Below are 15,824 nucleotides of genomic sequence, written 5' to 3' on the forward strand. Positions count from 1 at the left end.
GTGAAGGCGGTGCCCGCACCGCTGGTGCGCTGGCTGCGCGCCAAGGGCGCGCTGATGGCCGGCGCCGGGGTCGCGCTGGCCGCGTATGCCTCGCACGCCGCCGCCGACGGGGACCGTGCTGTGCTGCAGGCCGCGGCGGTGATGGCCTTCGGCCACGGCGTCGCGATCGCGGCCCTGGCGCGGCCACGGATGCCGCGGGTGGCTGCGCTGGCGGTCGGGTTGCTGCTGGCCGGCAGCCTGGTGTTCGCGGGCACCCTGGCATGGCGGGTGCTGGGGGGCGGCAGTTCCGCCGCGGCCCCGTTCGGGGGCGGGATGATGATCCTGGGGTGGCTGCTGTACGCAGCCTCGCCGCTGGAGGACTGACGCCGATGCCACGGCACGCACGCGGGTTCGACACCGGCGGCGCCTGGGAGCACCTGCTGCGCCGCGACCGCAGGCTGGCGAAGTGGATGCGGCGGCTGGGCCCGATCCCGCCCGAGCCGCGCTGGCGCCGCCCGTTCGACCCGGTGGACGCGCTGGCGCGGGCGATCCTGTTCCAGCAGCTCAGCGGCAAGGCCGCATCGACGATCGTGGCGCGGGTGGAGGCCGCGATCGGCAGCCGCCGCCTGCACGCCGACACCCTGGGCCGGATCGACGATGCCACCCTGCGTGCCTGCGGCGTCTCGGGCAACAAGACCCTGGCCCTGCGCGACCTGGCCGCGCGCGAGGCGCGCGGCGAGATCCCGACCCTGCGTCGCATGTCGACCATGCGCGAGGACGAGATCGTGGCCGCGCTGGTCCCGATCCGCGGCATCGGCCGCTGGACCGTGGAAATGATGCTGATGTTCCGCCTCGGCCGGCCGGACGTGCTGCCGGTCGACGACCTGGGCGTGCGCAAGGGCGTCCAGCGGGTGGACGGACTCGAGGCGATGCCGACCCCGCGCGAACTGGCCGAACGCGGCGAGCGCTGGGGTCCCTACCGCACCTACGCCTCGCTCTACCTGTGGCGCATCGCCGACCTGGCCGCCGGGGCGGCGGCGCCGACCAACCGTTCGCAGGACTAGGGCGCGGCGGCGGGCAGGGCATCGCACCGGTCGACCGGGGCCGCGGCGCCCCGTGCCCGGCCGGGCGTCATTGCACCGCGTCGGGACCGACGAACCGCCAGTGCCACGGCTCGTACACGATGCCGTGCGGGTTGCCGCGCGGGTAGCTCATGGCGAATCCGTGCGCGGCCGCGTGCCGCGACAGCCAGTCGAACGCGGGCGTGGCCTCGAACGACTCCTCCGCCGGCGGCTCGCCCGGCGTGCCGATGTCCAGCGCGTCGCCGGCGTGGTGTTCGCTGAAGCCCGGCGCGGCGTTCACCGCCAGGATCTCGGCCACCGCGAGGCCGCGCGCCAGCTTCCGTTCGAAGATGCCCAGCTGGTAGTCGTGGCTGCGGTAGCCCGAGATCGCCTCCAGCACCACGCCGTCGCGCGCCGCGGCCTCGCGCAGGCACTGCCACGCGCGCGCGGCGCCGGGCAGCAGCCACAGCGGCCGCCGGTAGCGGTCGAACCCGGCCAGGGCCAGGAACTCGGGCTCGGCGACCACGTCCAGCCCGGTGTCCGCGGCGTAGGCGTCCGGGTCCAGGCCGAGCGCGTGGAGCCGCTGGGCCAGCCGGTCGGGCGGCAGCACGCCCGGGTCGAGCCTGCCGCGCAGGCGCGGTGGCGCATCGAGCAGGTCCAGCGCTTCGTCGATCCCCGGCTCGCGCGCCAGCCGAGGCACCAGCGGCATCAGGCCCGCGTCGAGCACGGCCGCCAGGTACTGGCCGTCGCGCTTGCGGCGCAGGACGTGGCCGGCATGGGCCAGCACCCGGGCATCGGCGCTGGCGCGCGCGCGCAGCAGCCAGGCGGGCCACAGTTCGATCCGGGGCGTGTTGAGCAGGAAGCGGGAGCGGGTACGCATCCGTGCAGCTTAGCCGCCGCGTGCGGCGCGGGCGATGCGCAGCCTCGCCAGCATGGCGCGCGGGTCGCGCGCACCGAGCAGGAGCATCCGTCCGCCGCGTTCGGGCAGGACGAGCACGCGCTCGCGCGAGCCCAGCAGGCAGAACGCACGGCGGCGGTTGCGCAGCAGGTACCACCCGGCGCTGAGGCCGGGGAGGTCCATGTTGCGTCCGCCGGTCCAGGTGCCGAGTTCGGGATGCGCGCGCAGGTCGAGGATGCGCGCGTGGTCCAGGTCCAGCGCCTCCAGCGGCACGCGCCGGGTGAAGAAGGTCGCCGCCACCACCAGCTCGCCGCGGTCGAGGGTGATCGACCAGCGTCGCAGCGCCAGCCCGGGCAGGGCCAGCAGCGCGGCGAGCGCGAACGGCAGCAGCTGCCAGCCCGGCGCGGGCGGGAGCCGGCCGCCGGTGCCCGCCAGCCCGACGACCGCCAGTGCGGTCGCGAGCCCGGCGAGGAACAGGCGCGACACCGGCGGCACGGGGTCCACCGGGAAGTCGTGCCGCGCCTGCGCGGCGTCCTGCCGGTGGGCGGGGCCGGCGTCCCTTCCGAGCCTGGCGTCGGTCATGGCACCGAGGTGGCGGCCGGGCGCTGCCATCGGCGCTACTGCGGCCCGCCGCTGGCGGGGACGAAGTGCAGGCCGGCGACCCTGCCGTCGCCGTCGAAGGCGACGGTGGCGTCCAGCGACGCCTGCTCGCGGTGGATCCGGTAGACCACCACGGTGTAGCCGTCATGGCGCACCACGCGCGGCGGGGCGCGCTCGACGACGGCACCGGTGGCCTCGATCTGCCGCTGCACGTCGGCCAGCTTGTCGGGCCCGAGCGCGGCCTGCATCTGCGCGTTGAAGTCGGCGCCCGCGCCTTCGAAGTCGCCCGACTCCATGCGCTCGAGCACCTTGTCGGCCAGGGCGATCGCGTCCTGGTCGGCGATCCCGGCCTCCGCGGGCGGGGCGGGGTCCTGGGCCAGGACCGGGGCGGAAACGGCCAGCGCCAGGCACAGCGCGGCGGCGAAGCGGTGGATCCTCATGGTGTGCTCCTTGTTCGGCGACGGATGCGGTCTCGACGTGGGCCGGGTCGCCGATGTGACCGGCCGGCGCCGAAGGCGTGCGTGCGCCCGGCGCACGGTCATCCGGGCGGATTGCCGGGTTCCTCCCCGCGCACGGGCAGGCGTCCCGCCTTGCGCAGGGCGTCGCGCAGCACGTACTCGATCTGGGCGTTGACGCTGCGCAGTTCGTCGTCGGCCCACTTCTGCATCGCCTCGAGTACGGCCGGACTGATGCGCAGCGGATAGGCCTTCTTCTCCGCCATCAGCCGCCGCCCCCGGGCCAGTCGCCCCGGCGCGCGCGGGCCACGGCGAGGGCCATGGCCAGCACCAGCCCGTTGACCACCAGCACCAGGACCGCCACCAGCGCGAGCATCCGCGCCTGGTCGGCACCCCATGCGGCCATGCCGGCGGCCATGGCCAGCATCGCCACCCCGACCATGCGCATCAGCCGCGCCAGGCGGTCGTCGAGGGCGCGGCGCCGGCGCTCGTCCATGCCGCGCGCGCCGCGCGCGACCGGCACGCGGCCGTCGCGCAGCCAGCCGGCGCTGACGAAGGCGGGCAGGGCCAGCAGGGCGAAGACGGCGGCGGCCAGGTAGTGGGGCTGCATGGCGCTCAGTACAGGGATCCGGCGTTCACGACCGGCTGGGTGCCGCGGTCGCCGCACAGCACCACCAGCAGGTTGCTGACCATCGCAGCGCGACGCTCGTCGTCCAGGCGCACGGTGCCGTTCTTCTCCAGCTCGGCCAGGGCCATCTCCACCATGCCCACCGCGCCGGCGACGATCCGGGTGCGGGCCGCGATCACCGCGTTGGCCTGCTGGCGCTGCAGCATCGCCTGGGCGATCTCGGGCGCGTAGGCGAGGTGGCTGATGCGCGCCTCGAGCACTTCCACGCCGGCCGCGTGCAGGCGTTCGTCGAGCTGCTCCTTGAGCCGCTCGGAGATTTCCGCCGGGTGGCTGCGCAGCGAGATGTCGCCTTCCTCGTGCTGGTCGTAGGGGTAGCTGGTGGCCATCGCGCGCAGCGCGGCCTCGGACTGGATGTGGACGAAGCTCTCGTAGTCGTCGACGTTGAACACCGCCTCGGCCGAATCGACCACGCGCCAGACGATCACCGCGGCGATCTCGATCGGCGAGCCGTCCAGCTCGTTGACCTTGAGCCGGCCGCTCTCGAAGTTGCGCACCCGCAGCGAGATCTTGCGCTTGGCGTAGAAGGGGTTGTTCCAGCGCAGCCCGTCCTGCTTGACCGTGCCGACGTACTTGCCGAACAGGCTCAGCACCGCCGCCTGGTTGGGTTCGACCTTGTAGGCGCCGGTGACGAGGAAGGCGCAGACCACGGCGAGCGCGATGCCCGGGACCGGCTGCCCGCCGGGCGCGGCCATCCACGCGATCCCGGCAATGGTGGCCGCCAGCAGGATCAGTACTACCGGGATGCCGGGCAGGGAACGGATCGGGTTCTCTTTCATGGCAGGTTTTCCTGGTCTGGTTGCGGGGCCGGCCGGACAGGCACGGGGACTTGCAATGAAGTGATATCACGATGATATCTGTTTGCCAAGTCCCCGGCCGGTGCGCCCGCCGCCCGGCCGGCGCCGGGGCGGCGGCGCTGGCTAGAATGCGCAGCCCACCGCCCGGACCCGTGCCCATGTCCTGCACCCTCGGTACCCCGCTCTCGCCCTCGGCCACGCGCGTCCTGCTGCTGGGATCCGGGGAACTGGGCAAGGAGGTGGCGATCGAGCTGCAGCGGCTGGGAGTCGAGGTGATCGCCGCCGACCGCTATGCCGACGCGCCGGCGATGCAGGTCGCCCACCGCAGCCACGTGCTCGACATGCTTGATGCCACCGCGCTGGCCGCGCTGGTCGAGCGCGAGCGCCCGCACCTGGTGGTGCCGGAGATCGAGGCCATCCACACCCGTACCCTGGTCGAGCTCGAGCGCGACCACGGCCAGCGCGTCATCCCCACCGCGCGCGCGGCCTGGCTGACCATGGACCGCGAGGGCATCCGCCGCCTCGCCGCCGAGACCCTGGGCCTGCCGACCTCGCCCTACCGGTTCGTCGACACCGAGGACGAGTACCGCGAGGCCGTCGCCGCCATCGGCCTGCCGTGCGTGGTCAAGCCGGTGATGTCGTCCTCGGGCAAGGGACAGAGCACGGTGCGCCGCGAGGAAGACATCGCGCCGGCGTGGGCGTATGCGCAGACCGGCGGGCGCACCGGCGCCGGCCGCTGCATCGTCGAGGGCTTCATCGACTTCGATTACGAGATCACCCTGCTCACCGTGCGCCATGCCGGCGGCACCTCGTTCTGCGCTCCGATCGGCCACCTGCAGCGCGACGGCGACTACCGCGAGAGCTGGCAGCCGCAGTCGATGCGGCCGCGCGCGCTGGAGCGGGCGATGCAGGTCGCGCGCGCGATCACCGACGACCTCGGCGGCTGGGGGGTGTTCGGCGTGGAGCTGTTCGTGAAGGGCGACGAGGTCTGGTTCAGCGAGGTCTCGCCACGCCCGCACGACACCGGCCTGGTCACGCTGGTCTCCCAGGACCTGAGCGAGTTCGCGCTGCACGCGCGCGCCATCCTCGGCCTGCCGGTGGGTGCGGAGGATGGCGGCTTCGTCCCGCAGCGCGGCCCGTCGGCATCGAGCGCGGTGCTGGCCGAAGGCCACGGCGTGCCGGTGTTCAGCAACCTCGAGGCGGCGCTGCGCGCGCCCGACACCGCGCTGCGGCTGTTCGGCAAGCCGCGGGTCGACGGCCAGCGCCGGGTCGGCGTGACCCTCGCGCGCGCGGACTCGGTCGACGCCGCGCGCGCGGTCGCGCGCCAGGCCACCGCCGCCCTCGCCATCGAGCTGAAGTGATCGCGTCCGTGGTCCGGACCCCACCGACGGAGCAGCCATGAACGGCAGCAGCGGCTATGCCGTGTTCTTCCATCCGCAGGCGATCGAGGCGCTCGGCGACCCGATCAAGCCCTACCTGCAGGGCGCCGATGGCCCGGACCCGCACGTGGTCTGCAGCGAGATCGACACCGCCGGCGCCTTCGTCGAGATGACCATGGCCGGCCGCACGCCGGAGGGCCGCGACGTCAGCCTGGAGCTGCTGGTGCCCAGCGGCATGGTGCGGATGATCGTGTCGAGCCAGCAGGTCGGCGGCTTCGGCTTCCGTCCGCACGCGCCTTCGCCGCCGGGCGACGCCGCGTAGCGCAGGCGCGGTAGCACCGCGCCGCTAGTCGGGCAGCAGGTCGATCCAGACCGCGTGGTGGTCGCTGGCGGCGGCCAGCGCTTCGTCCGGATGCCCGGGCGGCGGCCAGAACACGCCCGACCCGGCCAGCCGGAACCCGGTCGAGGGCAGGACGTAGTCCACGCGCAGGTTGCCCACGCGCGGACCGAAACGGCCGGTATCGTGCGCGTGCGGCGCCCGGTGGTCGGCGTTGGCGCCGCCGTCGAACCCGGCAGCCGCCTCGGCGCCCTCGCTGCGCGGCGGCGCGTGCGGCAGCACGCGCGGGTGGTGGACGAGTCGCTCGATCACCGCGTTGTCGCCGGCGCCGTCGTGCGGATCGTTGTTGAGGTCGCCAAGGACCACGAAGCGCTCGCCCTCGGCCAGGCCGCCGCAGCGGCCGGCGTCGTCGCACAGCCACGCGTCCTGGCCGGCGGCCGGGCCCACGTACTCGAGCCAGAACCGGATCTCGTCGTGGTTGCGCAGCAGGTTGCGGCGCTCGGGCCCGTCGAAGGCCGGCGGCGTGGGATGCGAGGCGAGCACGTGCACGCGGCCCAGCGGGGTGTCGACCGGGACGTCCCAGTGCGACTTCGACGACAGCCGCAGCTGCTTCCAGACCTGGTCGTCGTGGAACGGCGCGCCGGTGTCCGGATCGACCGGCCGCCGGGCGCCCGGCATCGCGCTCCACTTCAGCAGGCGGAAAGTGCGCGCCGCGTCCGCGTCGATCGGGTAACGCGACAGCAGCAGCATGCCGTACTGGCCCGGGTGCAGGCCGTAGCCCCAGGCGTCGTTGCCGCGCTCGCGGCCGTCGCCGCCGACGCTGCCGTTGCCGTCCAGGTCCAGGCCGCTGCGCTCGCCGGTGTTGACCGGGGCGAGGTAGCGATGGGGATAGCGGAGCGGTTCGCCGCCGCCGGGCTGCGCCTGCTCCAGGTAGCGGCGCTGGAACAGGTCCGCGGCGCGGCCGTCGGGGTCGTGGTCGAACTCGTTGAGCAGGACGATGTCCGGGCGGATCCGCTGCAGCACCGCGGCGATGCGCTGGGCCTGGGTGCTGCCCAGTTCCAGCCGCGCCACCAGTCCGCCCGGGTCCTCGTCGTGCAGCGAGACGTTGTAGGTGGCGACGCGGAGCGGGGCGGTGACGGGCATGTCGGGTCCGGACTGGGAGGCGCGGCCATGGACGTTGACGCGGACGCAGGCGGCGAGGGCGATCGCCGCCAGCACGGCGAACGGGGCGAGTGCGTGCTTGCGGTTCATGCGGCTGCGATCTCCTCGAACGGGCGCCAGCGGCGGCCGTCGAACCCTTCGAGCGGTCGGAACCTGCGCTTGTAGTCCATCTTGCCGTGTCCGGCGATCCAGTAGCCGAGGTAGAGGTGGCGGCGGCGGTCGCGCGCCGCCCATTCGACCTGGCGCAGGATCGCGAGCGTGCCCAGGCCGCGCGCGGCGTGGTCGGGGTCGTAGAAGGTGTACACGGCGGACATGGCGCGCTCGTCGATGTCGGTCACCGCCACGGCGAGCAGGTGGCCGTGCTCGCGCAGCTCGAGGAAGCGGGTGTTGGCCCAGCTGCCGACCAGGAACTGGTCGAACTCGTGCGCGCCGTGGCCGTCCATGCCGCCGCCGGGGTGGCGCGCGGACAGGTAGCGCTGGTACAGCGCCAGGCGTTCGGCATTGCGTTCGGCCGGCAGCACCCGCGCCTCGACCGTGCGGTTGCGCTGCAGGCAGCGGCGCTGGCTGCGGTCGGGACGGAAGTCCTCGACCGGGATGCGGACCGCCACGCAGGCGCGGCAGCCGACGCAGTGCGGGCGGTAGACGATGTCGCCGGAGCGGCGGAAGCCCCATTCCAGCGCCTGCGGGTAGAAGGCGGCGATGCGTTCGTCGCGCGGGTCGAACACCAGGTCGCGGGCGATGCGCCCGGGCCAGTAGCCGCAGGGGTGGTCGCCGGTATGGAACAGCCGCAGGTGTTCGTTCTCGCGCATTGCGGCGCCAGCATACTGCGCCGGGTCGCAGCGGGCGCGACCGCGCAGGTGTCCGCCAGCTGAACCGGTCCGGGCGCGGGTCAACGGTTCCGGCGGCGGGCGCGTTGACGGGGGCACGGCGGCGCTGGAGCCGCAGTCCCCGAGGAACCCGCACATGAAGCACAGGACCCTGTTCACCGCGCTTGCGATCGCCCTGATGGCCGCCGCCGGCGCCAGCGCCGCGGAGCCGGCGAACGCCCCGCAGCGCGGGACCAAGCCCACCCTCGACGCCAACGGCGACGGCGTGATCGATCGCGCCGAAGCGGCGAAGTTCCCGCGCCTGGCGGCGCGTTTCGACCAGCTCGACCGCAACGGCGACGGCCGCCTCGATGCCAGCGAGCGTCCGCGCCACGGCCACGGCATGCGCCACGGCCGCGGCGGCCACCGCGGTGGCCACTTCGGCCACTTCCAGGATCCGGCCCGCCTGGACACGGACAACGACGGCCGCCTGTCGAAGGCGGAGGTCGAGGCCGCCGGCCAGGGCCGCGGCAAGCGCGGCAACCGGATGCTCGAGCAGTTCGATGCGATCGACGCGAACCGCGACGGCTACCTGGTCCGCGCCGAGATCCGCGCGTGGCACGCGCAGCAGATGAAGCAGCGCAGGGCCGGCATGGAGAAGCGCTTCGAGGAGCGTTTCGCCGCGGCCGACCTCAACGGCGACGGCAAGCTCAGCCGGGTCGAGGTCGACGAGAAGATGCCGCGCCTGTCCCCGCGCTTCGCCTGGATGGACGACAACCGCGACGGCTTCCTGAGCCGCGACGAGCTGCGCCCGGCGCGCCGCTGATCCCCGGTTGCATGGCGATTGCAGCCCGCATCCCCGGATGCGGGCTTTTTTCTGCCTTGCGTCGTGCGGCGGCCGGCCCCTCCAGCCGCCTTCGGGGACCCAGGGCCAAGGCGTGCGCCCTCAGCCGAAATGCAGGTGCGCGATCACCAGCGAGCCGATCACGATGATGTTGTTCATCATCAGCCCGGCGCGGCCCCAGGTGAGGCGGTAGGCCAGCAGGCGCTGCTTCGCGCCCACCGGGTCGCGCCGCATGTCGCGCTCGAACATCGGCGCCATCCTGCGCGGCAGCATGACCAGCAGCTGCCAGTTCATGGCCAGCAGCGCGACCGCGATGACGATGAAGGTCCGGCTGGCGTCGTGGAACGCGAAGTGGGTGGCGACGATCAGGGCCACCATCACCAGCGAGAACAGCATGTAGCGGCGCGAGAACCGGAGCAGCATGTCGCGCTCCTGGTCGTTGTCGGCGAAGTCGAGGATGATCCCGCGCGCGAACCAGGCCGCGACCAGGCCGCCCAGCAGGCCACCGGCGGCCGCGCCGGCCACGCCCAGCGCGAAGCGGGCGGCCAGGCTGCCCGCGATCGAGCGGGTGGCCAGACCGACCCCCGCCGCGGCGGCCGGCTTGCTGATGCCGAGCGCGGCGGTGACGCCGACCGCGAACGCGGCCGACGGCGCGCTGGAACGCGCGAATTCGCTGAAGCGCCTGAGCAGGTCCTCGCGCACGCTCTGGCGCGCGCGCGACAGCCGCTTGCGCACCGCCGCGTCCGACAGGCCCAGCAGCGACGCCACCTGCTTGGAGCTCTGGCCTTCGCGGTAGTACAGCAGCAGCACTTCGCGGCTGTCCTCGGGCAGCTCGGAGATCAGGTCGGCGGCCACCGCCTCGCGCTCGGCGTCGAGCGCCTGCTCCAGCGGGCAGCCGTCGGGATCGGCGGCGTGCTGGATCGCGATGTCCGCCGCCTCGCCCTGGAGCATGCGGTTGCGGCGTCCGCGCAGGTGGTCGTGGGCCAGGTTGCGGGTGATCTGGCGCAGCCAGGGCAGGAAGCTGGACGGGCTCTTGAGCCGCGCCAGGTTGTGCCAGGCCGACAGGAAGGCCTCCTGGGCGATGTCCTCGCTGGTGGCCACGTCGCGGGTGATCGCCAGGGCCACGGCGGTCACCGTGTTCTGGCTGGCGGCGACGATGCGGCCGTAGGCGTCGCGGTCTCCGTTCACCGCGGCGGGCAGTTCGCGCTTGATCAGCAGGTCGATGGCTTCGGTGGACATGGGCGGCCCGTTGCGATGGCTTGCCGAACGTGACGGTGCGGGGAGGGAAACGTGACCGGTCAGGGGGCGCCGAGCACCAGCCACCGCGTCCCGTCGCGGCGGACCTCCAGCCGGCGTTCGGCCGCCACGTGGTCCCCGCGGGTGGTGGACAGGGCGACCGTGCCGGTGCCCGAGCCGTCGGTGCGGTAGTCGTCCACGGCGACGTGCAGCCAGTCCCCGGCGCCGGTGCAGGCGTCGGCCGGGCGCGGGTCGAGGCCGGCCTCGCGGGCGGCCTCGAGTGCGGTGGCGCCGGCTTCGTCGCCGTCCAGCGACAGGCACAGGGTGGCGGCGGGCTCCACGGCAAGCTCCATCGCGGCGAGGGTGGCGGCCAGCGCGGGCGGGGTCGGGATGCGGTGCACGACTTCGGCGTCCACGGCGAAGGGCTGCAGCGCCGGATCGATCGCCGCGGCCGGCGACGGCGCCCGGGCCGGTTCGGGCAGGTCCCAGCCGGGGTTGCGGAACTGGTTGAGCCACAGCGCCAGCGCCACCGCGGCCACGACCAGCAGGGCGAAGCGCACCCGCGCGCGGCGGGTCGGCGAGGACTCGCGCAGGCGCGCGGCGTGGCCGGTGGAGGGCAGGAAGCTCGACGGATTGGCCGGCGAGGCCTCGAGCAGGCCGGCCTCGCGCAGCAGCTGGCGCGCGCGCGGCTGGTCGTCGGAGCGGACCACCCACACCGTGGCGCGCGGGGCGGGCTTGTGGTGGTCGCGGTAGCTGAAGTTGCCGCGGATCCCGCTGCGCAGGCCCTGCGGGTTCTCCACCCGCACCTCGATGCCTTCGTCGGCGAGCAGCTTCGCCACCGCCTCGGCGTTCTCGATCCGCGCGCTGCTGAAGACCTGGCGCATCTCAGCCGGTTCCCTTGACCCGGATCATGCCTTCCTGCGCGGTGCTGGCGACCAGGCGCCCGTCCTGCGAGAACACCTGGCCGCGCGCGAGCCCGCGCGCGCCCTGCGCGCTGGGGCTGTCGATGGAGTACAGCAGCCACTCGTCGGCGCGGAAAGGACGGTGGAACCACAGCGCGTGGTCGAGCGAGGCCATCTGCACGTCGGGCTGGTAGTAGCTGATCCCGTGCGGGTAGGTCGCGGTGCCGAGCAGATGGAAATCGGAGGCGTAGGCGAGCAGCGACCGGTGCAGCTCGGGCGCGTCGCCGACGCGCTCGCCGAGGCGGAACCAGACCTGGTCGAACGGCGGCCTGCGCGCCGGGCGCAGTTCGTTGCGCGGATGCACCGGGCGGAATTCGAACGGACCGGTGCGGTCCAGCCAGCGCCGCACCTTGGTCGGCAGCGAGGCCAGTACCCCGGGATCGATCCGCGGCGCCGGCTCGACCTCGTCCGGGCCCGGCACCTGCGGCATCGGCGGCTGGTGCTCGACACCCTCTTCCTCGGCCTGGAACGACGCGGCGCAGAAGAAGATCACCTTGCCGTGCTGGATCGCGGTGACCCGGCGCACCGAGAAGCTGCCGCCGTCGCGGGTGCGGTCGACGTGGTACACGATCGGGTGCTCGATGTTGCCCGCGCGCAGGAAGTAGGCGTGCAGCGAATGCGCCGGACGCGGCTGCGGCATGGTCGCCTGCGCCGCCGACAGCGCCTGGCCCAGTACCTGGCCGCCGAACACGTAGCGGGTCCCGATGTCGCGGCTCTGGCCGCGGAACAGGTCTTCTTCCAGGCGTTCGAGCGAGAGCAGGTCGATCAGTTCGGAAACGGGCGAATCCATGGCGGGTCCGGCGGGAAATCGCCCGCGATTATACGGGCCGCCCCGCGCCGGGCCGGTTCAGGGAATGCGCTGCAGTCCGCAGCCCGCCAGCACGCGTGGCCACGGGAACAGCGGCCCCGGATCGCGCTTGCGCGCCACCGTTACCGCGGGATCGTCACTGGCCGGCACCCGTTCGGTGTCGAGGTCCTCGTGGCCGGCGATGTGGCGCAGCGCGGGCAGGGTGGCGCGCAGGTGGCCGAGCAGCGCCAGCAGCGCCTCGACCTGGGCGTCGGGGTAGGGCTCGTCCATCGCCTGGTGGGACGCGGCCAGCCAGTCCGGCCAGCGGCCGCGGTTCACCAGTTCGATCCCGACCGAGCGCGCGTTGTGGCCGCGCACGTGGTGGGCGACGCGTTCGGGTGGCACGTACTCGACGATGCGGCCGTCGCGGTCGATGTACCAGTGGCCGCTGTTGCCGGTGCCGCTGCCGGGGTAGCGCACCTGCTCGCCGAAGGCGCGCGCGGTGGCGAGGTCGGGCAGTTCCGTGCAGTGGACGACCACCAGGTCCACGGCGTCGAGGCCACGGGCCTGGAGCCGCGTTGCGTAGGGCAGGTGGTCGACGTGGATCGGCGGGACGCCGGTCGGTTGCGGCATGCCGCGATGCTAGCATTGCGCGATGCAGATCCCGCCTCCCGGAACCGCGATGCACGCCTTGATGACCCGGTTCCCGCGCGAGGGGCAGTTGCGCTGGATCGGGCTGCGTCCGGCGCGCGACGTGCCGATGCGCGAGGTGCCATCGGCCGAGGCGCGTACCGGCGCCGGACTGGTCGGCGACCGCTACGCCGGCGGCAGCGGCAAGCGCGGCGTGACCCTGATCCAGGCCGAACACCTGCCGGCGATCGCGGCGCTGGCCGGACGCGACGCGGTCGCGCCGGCGATCCTGCGCCGCAACCTGGTCGTCTCCGGCATCGCGCTGGTGGCGCTGCGTGGCCAGCGCTTCCGCGTCGGCGGGGTGCTGCTGGAAGGGACAGACAGCTGCGACCCGTGTTCGCGCATGGAGCAGGCGCTCGGCCCGGGCGGCTACAACGCCCTGCGCGGCATGGGCGGCCTGTGTGCGCGCGTGCTCGAGGGCGGCACGCTGCGGATCGGCGATGCGGTGGCGTGGGTGGGGGCATGAGCGCGCGCGGCCACTGCATCCTCTCGCACGGTTTCGAAAGCGGTCCCGACGCCACCAAGGTCACCGCCCTGGCCGAGGTCGCCGAGCGCCTGGGCTGGACCCACGAGCGTCCCGACTACACCGACCTCGACGCCAGGACCGACGTCAGCCGCCTCGGCGACGTGGCCGCGCGCGTGGCGCGCCTGCAGGCGCTGGCGCAGGCCGCCGCCGCGCGCGGGCCGCTGGTCCTGGCCGGTTCCAGCCTCGGCGCCTGGATCTCGGGCCAGGTGTCGCTGCGCGTGCCGGTGCGCGCGCTGTTCCTGATGGCGCCGCCGACGCGCATGGGCGAGGCGCCGCCGCTGCAGGCCGCGGAGGTGCCGACCTCGATCGTGCACGGCTGGCGCGACGAACTGATCGACGCGATGCACGTGGTCGAATGGGCGCGCGCGCGCCGCGCGACCCTGTTGCTGGTGGACGACAGCCATCGCCTCGAGGCGAACGTGGAGACCTCCGCGCAGGCCTTCGCGCGCCTGCTCGAACGCCTGCCATGAGGTTCTTCGCCTCCTGCGCCAAGGGCCTGGAGTACCTGCTCGCCGACGAGCTGGCCGCGCTGGGTTGCCGCCGCGCCACCGCCGCGGTGGCCGGGGTCAACGCCGAGGGCGAGCTCGCGGTCGCCCAGCGCGCGGTGCTGTGGTCGCGCCTGGCCAGCCGCGTGCTGTGGCCGCTGGCCGAGTACGACTGCGACGGCGAGCAGGCGCTGTACGACGGCGCCCGCGCGCTGCCCTGGCACGAGCACCTCGATGCGGGCATGACGCTGGCCGTGGACGCGCACGTCTCCGGCGGGGCGATCACCCATGCGCGCTTTGCGGCGCAGCGGCTCAAGGACGCGGTGGTCGATGCGCTGCGCGCGCATTCGGGCGCGCGCCCCGACGTCGACGTCGGGGCGCCCGACCTGCGGCTGAACCTGGTGGTGCGCAAGGGCCGCGCGATCGTGTCGGTCGACCTCGGCGGCCCGCTGCACCGCCGCGGCTGGCGCATCGCCCAGGGCGACGCGCCGCTCAAGGAGACCCTGGCCGCGGCCGTGCTGCTGCGTGGCGGCTGGCCGCGGCTGTACCACGAGGGTGGCGCGCTGCTCGATCCGATGTGCGGCAGCGGCACCCTGCTCATCGAAGGGGCGCTGATGGCGGCCGACGTGGCGCCCGGGCTGTCGCGCTACGACGGCCGCGCGCCCACGCGCTGGCACGGCTTCGATGTCGCGGGCTGGGAGGCGCTGGTCGACGAGGCGCTGGCGCGCGAGCGCGCGGGCCGCGCAGCGTTGAAGCCGGTGTTCGACGGCAGCGACGCCGATCCGGCGGCGATCCGCGCGGCGCGCGAGAACGCGACCGTGGCCGGCCTGCGGGACGCGATCCGCTGGCAGGTGCGCGACGTGGCCAGCCTCGGTGCGGGAGACGTCGGCGCCGCGCCGCGCGGCCTGGTCGCCTGCAACCCGCCCTACGACGCGCGCCTGGCCGCGGACCCCGCGCTGTACCGCAGCCTCGGCGTCGCGCTGCGCCGCGCCGTTCCGGGCTGGCGCGCCAGCCTGCTGTGCGGCGACCGCGAACTGTCCTTCGCCACCGGCCTGCGCGCGAAGAAGACGTACGCGATGTTCAATGGCGCACTCGAGTGCACGCTGGTCGTGTGCGATCCGGTGCAGCCCGAGCGCACGCAGGCCGCCCCGCGCGAGCTGTCCGAGGGCGCGCGCATGGTCGCCAACCGCCTGCGCAAGACGCTGCGCGCCTCCCGCGCCTGGCGCGAGCGCGATGGCATCGACTGCTTCCGTGCCTACGACGCCGACATCCCCGAGTACGCGGCCGCGGTCGACGTGTACACCGAGGCCGATTCGCGCGCGCGCTGGCTGCACGTGCAGGAGTACGCCGCGCCGCCGGAGATTCCGGAGGCGGTCGCGCGCCGGCGCTTCGGCGAGCTGCTCGCCGGCGCCGCCGATGCGCTGGAGGTGCCGCGCGAGCGGATCGCGGTGAAGACCCGCGCCCGCGGCAAGGGCGGCAGCAAGTACGGCCACATGGCCCACCGCGGCGAGTTCATCACCGTGCGCGAGGGCGACGTGCGGCTGCAGGTGAACCTGTTCGACTACCTCGACACCGGCCTGTTCCTCGACCACCGCCCGCTGCGCCTGCGCCTGGCGGCCGAGGCGCGCGGCAAGCGCTTCCTCAACCTGTTCTGCTACACCGGCGCGGCGACCGTGCACGCCGCGGCCGGCGGCGCCGCGCAGACCACCAGCGTCGACCTGTCGGCGACCTACCTCGAATGGCTGGCCGACAACCTGCGCGGGAACGGCATCGGTGGCACCCGCCACCGCATCGCCCAGGCCGACGCCATGGCCTGGCTGCGCGCCGACCGGGGCCAGTACGACCTGGTGTTCTGCGACCCGCCGACCTTCTCCAACTCCGCGCGCGCCGGCGACTTCGACGTGCAGCGCTCGCACGTGGAGCTGCTGCGGCTGGCGGTCGCTCGGCTGGCGCCGGGCGGGGTGCTGTACTTTTCCAACAACTTCCGCCGTTTCCGGCTCGACCACGACGCGGTGTCCGCCTTCGCCGAGGTCGAGGACATCAGCGCCGCCACCATCCCGCCCGACTTCGCCCGCAACCCGCGCATCCACCGCGCCTGGCGCGTGGCCCCGCGCTGAGGCTGGCGCGGCGCACGGC

The 15,824-nt window shown here is 74.1% G+C and carries 20 protein-coding genes; 8 read left to right on the plus strand and 12 right to left on the minus strand.

Going from position 1 to position 15,824, the window contains the following annotated elements; all coding sequences use genetic code 11:
* Together LUTJ29_RS0111470 and LUTJ29_RS0111475 are read left to right on the plus strand one after the other, a co-directional pair.
* Positions 1-363, plus strand: a complete 363-nt coding sequence (locus tag LUTJ29_RS0111470; protein WP_043741208.1) for a DUF423 domain-containing protein — start codon at positions 1-3, stop codon at positions 361-363.
* 5 nt (positions 364-368) lie between these two features.
* The gene (locus LUTJ29_RS0111475; RefSeq protein WP_027072641.1) at positions 369-1,043 is read left to right on the plus strand and encodes a DNA-3-methyladenine glycosylase; all 675 of its coding nucleotides are present in this window, start codon (positions 369-371) and stop codon (positions 1,041-1,043) included.
* Positions 1,044-1,110: 67 nt separating this feature from the next.
* Here LUTJ29_RS0111475 and LUTJ29_RS0111480 read toward each other — a convergent pair whose 3' ends face one another.
* From LUTJ29_RS0111480 to LUTJ29_RS0111505, 6 genes are all read right to left on the minus strand, one after another.
* Positions 1,111-1,920 (minus strand): M15 family metallopeptidase, encoded by an 810-nt coding sequence (locus LUTJ29_RS0111480; RefSeq protein ID WP_027072642.1) that lies wholly within the window; start codon positions 1,918-1,920, stop codon positions 1,111-1,113.
* A gap of 9 nt (positions 1,921-1,929) precedes the next feature.
* A complete protein-coding gene (locus LUTJ29_RS18135; RefSeq protein ID WP_051322952.1) occupies positions 1,930-2,520 on the minus strand; it encodes a hypothetical protein in 591 nt (196 codons plus the stop codon).
* Positions 2,521-2,555: 35 nt separating this feature from the next.
* Positions 2,556-2,978, minus strand: coding sequence for a DUF3887 domain-containing protein (locus tag LUTJ29_RS0111490; protein ID WP_027072643.1), 423 nt, complete (start codon positions 2,976-2,978; stop codon positions 2,556-2,558).
* Positions 2,979-3,076: 98 nt separating this feature from the next.
* Positions 3,077-3,259 (minus strand): Arc family DNA-binding protein, encoded by a 183-nt coding sequence (locus LUTJ29_RS0111495; RefSeq protein ID WP_027072644.1) that lies wholly within the window; start codon positions 3,257-3,259, stop codon positions 3,077-3,079.
* The gene (locus LUTJ29_RS0111500) at positions 3,259-3,603 is read right to left on the minus strand and encodes a hypothetical protein (protein WP_027072645.1); all 345 of its coding nucleotides are present in this window, start codon (positions 3,601-3,603) and stop codon (positions 3,259-3,261) included. Before LUTJ29_RS0111500 ends, LUTJ29_RS0111495 begins: the two co-directional genes overlap by 1 nt.
* A 5-nt stretch (positions 3,604-3,608) precedes the next feature.
* Entirely contained in the window at positions 3,609-4,457 is an 849-nt protein-coding gene (locus LUTJ29_RS0111505) for an SPFH domain-containing protein (RefSeq protein WP_027072646.1), read from the minus strand.
* Positions 4,458-4,633: 176 nt separating this feature from the next.
* Here LUTJ29_RS0111505 and purT point away from each other — a divergent pair, with 176 nt between their 5' ends.
* Positions 4,634-5,836, plus strand: coding sequence for a formate-dependent phosphoribosylglycinamide formyltransferase (gene purT / locus LUTJ29_RS0111510; protein ID WP_043741211.1), 1,203 nt, complete (start codon positions 4,634-4,636; stop codon positions 5,834-5,836).
* Positions 5,837-5,873: 37 nt separating this feature from the next.
* Positions 5,874-6,176 carry a hypothetical protein gene (locus tag LUTJ29_RS0111515; RefSeq protein WP_027072648.1) on the plus strand — a complete coding sequence of 101 codons (303 nt, stop codon included), beginning with the start codon at positions 5,874-5,876 and terminating at the stop codon, positions 6,174-6,176.
* A gap of 24 nt (positions 6,177-6,200) precedes the next feature.
* Here the strand turns inward: LUTJ29_RS0111515 and LUTJ29_RS0111520 are convergent, their stop codons facing one another.
* Both LUTJ29_RS0111520 and LUTJ29_RS0111525 read right to left on the minus strand, forming a co-directional pair.
* Positions 6,201-7,442 (minus strand): endonuclease/exonuclease/phosphatase family protein, encoded by a 1,242-nt coding sequence (locus LUTJ29_RS0111520; RefSeq protein ID WP_043741214.1) that lies wholly within the window; start codon positions 7,440-7,442, stop codon positions 6,201-6,203.
* A complete protein-coding gene (locus LUTJ29_RS0111525; protein WP_027072650.1) occupies positions 7,439-8,161 on the minus strand; it encodes an arginyltransferase in 723 nt (240 codons plus the stop codon). Before LUTJ29_RS0111525 ends, LUTJ29_RS0111520 begins: the two co-directional genes overlap by 4 nt.
* Before the next feature lie 154 nt (positions 8,162-8,315).
* Between LUTJ29_RS0111525 and LUTJ29_RS0111530 the strand changes: the two genes are divergently transcribed.
* Positions 8,316-8,984, plus strand: a complete 669-nt coding sequence (locus tag LUTJ29_RS0111530; protein ID WP_027072651.1) for a hypothetical protein — start codon at positions 8,316-8,318, stop codon at positions 8,982-8,984.
* 120 nt (positions 8,985-9,104) lie between these two features.
* Here the strand turns inward: LUTJ29_RS0111530 and LUTJ29_RS0111535 are convergent, their stop codons facing one another.
* The 4 genes from LUTJ29_RS0111535 to LUTJ29_RS0111550 are packed head-to-tail and all read right to left on the minus strand — an operon-like array spanning position 9,105 to position 12,620.
* Positions 9,105-10,241, minus strand: a complete 1,137-nt coding sequence (locus tag LUTJ29_RS0111535) for an RNA polymerase sigma factor (RefSeq protein ID WP_027072652.1) — start codon at positions 10,239-10,241, stop codon at positions 9,105-9,107.
* A 59-nt stretch (positions 10,242-10,300) separates the two neighbouring features.
* Entirely contained in the window at positions 10,301-11,122 is an 822-nt protein-coding gene (locus LUTJ29_RS18140) for a DUF2007 domain-containing protein (protein WP_051322953.1), read from the minus strand.
* A gap of 1 nt (position 11,123) precedes the next feature.
* Positions 11,124-11,990, minus strand: coding sequence for an acyl-CoA thioesterase II (tesB, locus tag LUTJ29_RS0111545; protein WP_027072653.1), 867 nt, complete (start codon positions 11,988-11,990; stop codon positions 11,124-11,126).
* 57 nt (positions 11,991-12,047) lie between these two features.
* A complete protein-coding gene (locus LUTJ29_RS0111550) occupies positions 12,048-12,620 on the minus strand; it encodes an N-acetylmuramoyl-L-alanine amidase (protein WP_027072654.1) in 573 nt (190 codons plus the stop codon).
* A gap of 61 nt (positions 12,621-12,681) precedes the next feature.
* Here LUTJ29_RS0111550 and LUTJ29_RS0111555 point away from each other — a divergent pair, with 61 nt between their 5' ends.
* From LUTJ29_RS0111555 to rlmKL, 3 genes are read left to right on the plus strand one after another with little or no spacing between them, the layout of a single operon-like run.
* The gene (locus tag LUTJ29_RS0111555) at positions 12,682-13,143 is read left to right on the plus strand and encodes an MOSC domain-containing protein (RefSeq protein ID WP_144774671.1); all 462 of its coding nucleotides are present in this window, start codon (positions 12,682-12,684) and stop codon (positions 13,141-13,143) included.
* Positions 13,140-13,673: an alpha/beta hydrolase gene (locus LUTJ29_RS0111560; RefSeq protein ID WP_043741221.1), complete on the plus strand. Its 534-nt coding sequence runs from the start codon at positions 13,140-13,142 to the stop codon at positions 13,671-13,673. Before LUTJ29_RS0111555 ends, LUTJ29_RS0111560 begins: the two co-directional genes overlap by 4 nt.
* A complete protein-coding gene (gene rlmKL / locus LUTJ29_RS0111565; protein WP_027072657.1) occupies positions 13,670-15,805 on the plus strand; it encodes a bifunctional 23S rRNA (guanine(2069)-N(7))-methyltransferase RlmK/23S rRNA (guanine(2445)-N(2))-methyltransferase RlmL in 2,136 nt (711 codons plus the stop codon). The genes LUTJ29_RS0111560 and rlmKL overlap by 4 nt, the downstream gene beginning before the upstream one ends.
* The last annotated feature ends 19 nt before the right edge of the window (positions 15,806-15,824 follow it).

The sequence above is a fragment of the Luteimonas sp. J29 genome (assembly GCF_000472505.1).
GTDB lineage: Bacteria > Pseudomonadota > Gammaproteobacteria > Xanthomonadales > Xanthomonadaceae > Luteimonas.

Bases quoted from the DNA above. Each gene is read 5' to 3' on its own strand.
- LUTJ29_RS0111475 (WP_027072641.1), top strand. From the start codon at position 369: ATGCCACGGCACGCACGCGGGTTCGACACCGGCGGCGCCTGGGAGCAC.
- LUTJ29_RS0111480 (WP_027072642.1), bottom strand. From the start codon at position 1,920: ATGCGTACCCGCTCCCGCTTCCTGCTCAACACGCCCCGGATCGAACTG.
- LUTJ29_RS18135 (WP_051322952.1), bottom strand. From the start codon at position 2,520: ATGACCGACGCCAGGCTCGGAAGGGACGCCGGCCCCGCCCACCGGCAG.
- LUTJ29_RS0111490 (WP_027072643.1), bottom strand. From the start codon at position 2,978: ATGAGGATCCACCGCTTCGCCGCCGCGCTGTGCCTGGCGCTGGCCGTT.
- LUTJ29_RS0111495 (WP_027072644.1), bottom strand. From the start codon at position 3,259: ATGGCGGAGAAGAAGGCCTATCCGCTGCGCATCAGTCCGGCCGTACTC.
- LUTJ29_RS0111500 (WP_027072645.1), bottom strand. From the start codon at position 3,603: ATGCAGCCCCACTACCTGGCCGCCGCCGTCTTCGCCCTGCTGGCCCTG.
- LUTJ29_RS0111505 (WP_027072646.1), bottom strand. From the start codon at position 4,457: ATGAAAGAGAACCCGATCCGTTCCCTGCCCGGCATCCCGGTAGTACTG.
- purT (WP_043741211.1), top strand. From the start codon at position 4,634: ATGTCCTGCACCCTCGGTACCCCGCTCTCGCCCTCGGCCACGCGCGTC.
- LUTJ29_RS0111515 (WP_027072648.1), top strand. From the start codon at position 5,874: ATGAACGGCAGCAGCGGCTATGCCGTGTTCTTCCATCCGCAGGCGATC.
- LUTJ29_RS0111520 (WP_043741214.1), bottom strand. From the start codon at position 7,442: ATGAACCGCAAGCACGCACTCGCCCCGTTCGCCGTGCTGGCGGCGATC.
- LUTJ29_RS0111525 (WP_027072650.1), bottom strand. From the start codon at position 8,161: ATGCGCGAGAACGAACACCTGCGGCTGTTCCATACCGGCGACCACCCC.
- LUTJ29_RS0111530 (WP_027072651.1), top strand. From the start codon at position 8,316: ATGAAGCACAGGACCCTGTTCACCGCGCTTGCGATCGCCCTGATGGCC.
- LUTJ29_RS0111535 (WP_027072652.1), bottom strand. From the start codon at position 10,241: ATGTCCACCGAAGCCATCGACCTGCTGATCAAGCGCGAACTGCCCGCC.
- LUTJ29_RS18140 (WP_051322953.1), bottom strand. From the start codon at position 11,122: ATGCGCCAGGTCTTCAGCAGCGCGCGGATCGAGAACGCCGAGGCGGTG.
- tesB (WP_027072653.1), bottom strand. From the start codon at position 11,990: ATGGATTCGCCCGTTTCCGAACTGATCGACCTGCTCTCGCTCGAACGC.
- LUTJ29_RS0111550 (WP_027072654.1), bottom strand. From the start codon at position 12,620: ATGCCGCAACCGACCGGCGTCCCGCCGATCCACGTCGACCACCTGCCC.
- LUTJ29_RS0111555 (WP_144774671.1), top strand. From the start codon at position 12,682: ATGACCCGGTTCCCGCGCGAGGGGCAGTTGCGCTGGATCGGGCTGCGT.
- LUTJ29_RS0111560 (WP_043741221.1), top strand. From the start codon at position 13,140: ATGAGCGCGCGCGGCCACTGCATCCTCTCGCACGGTTTCGAAAGCGGT.
- rlmKL (WP_027072657.1), top strand. From the start codon at position 13,670: ATGAGGTTCTTCGCCTCCTGCGCCAAGGGCCTGGAGTACCTGCTCGCC.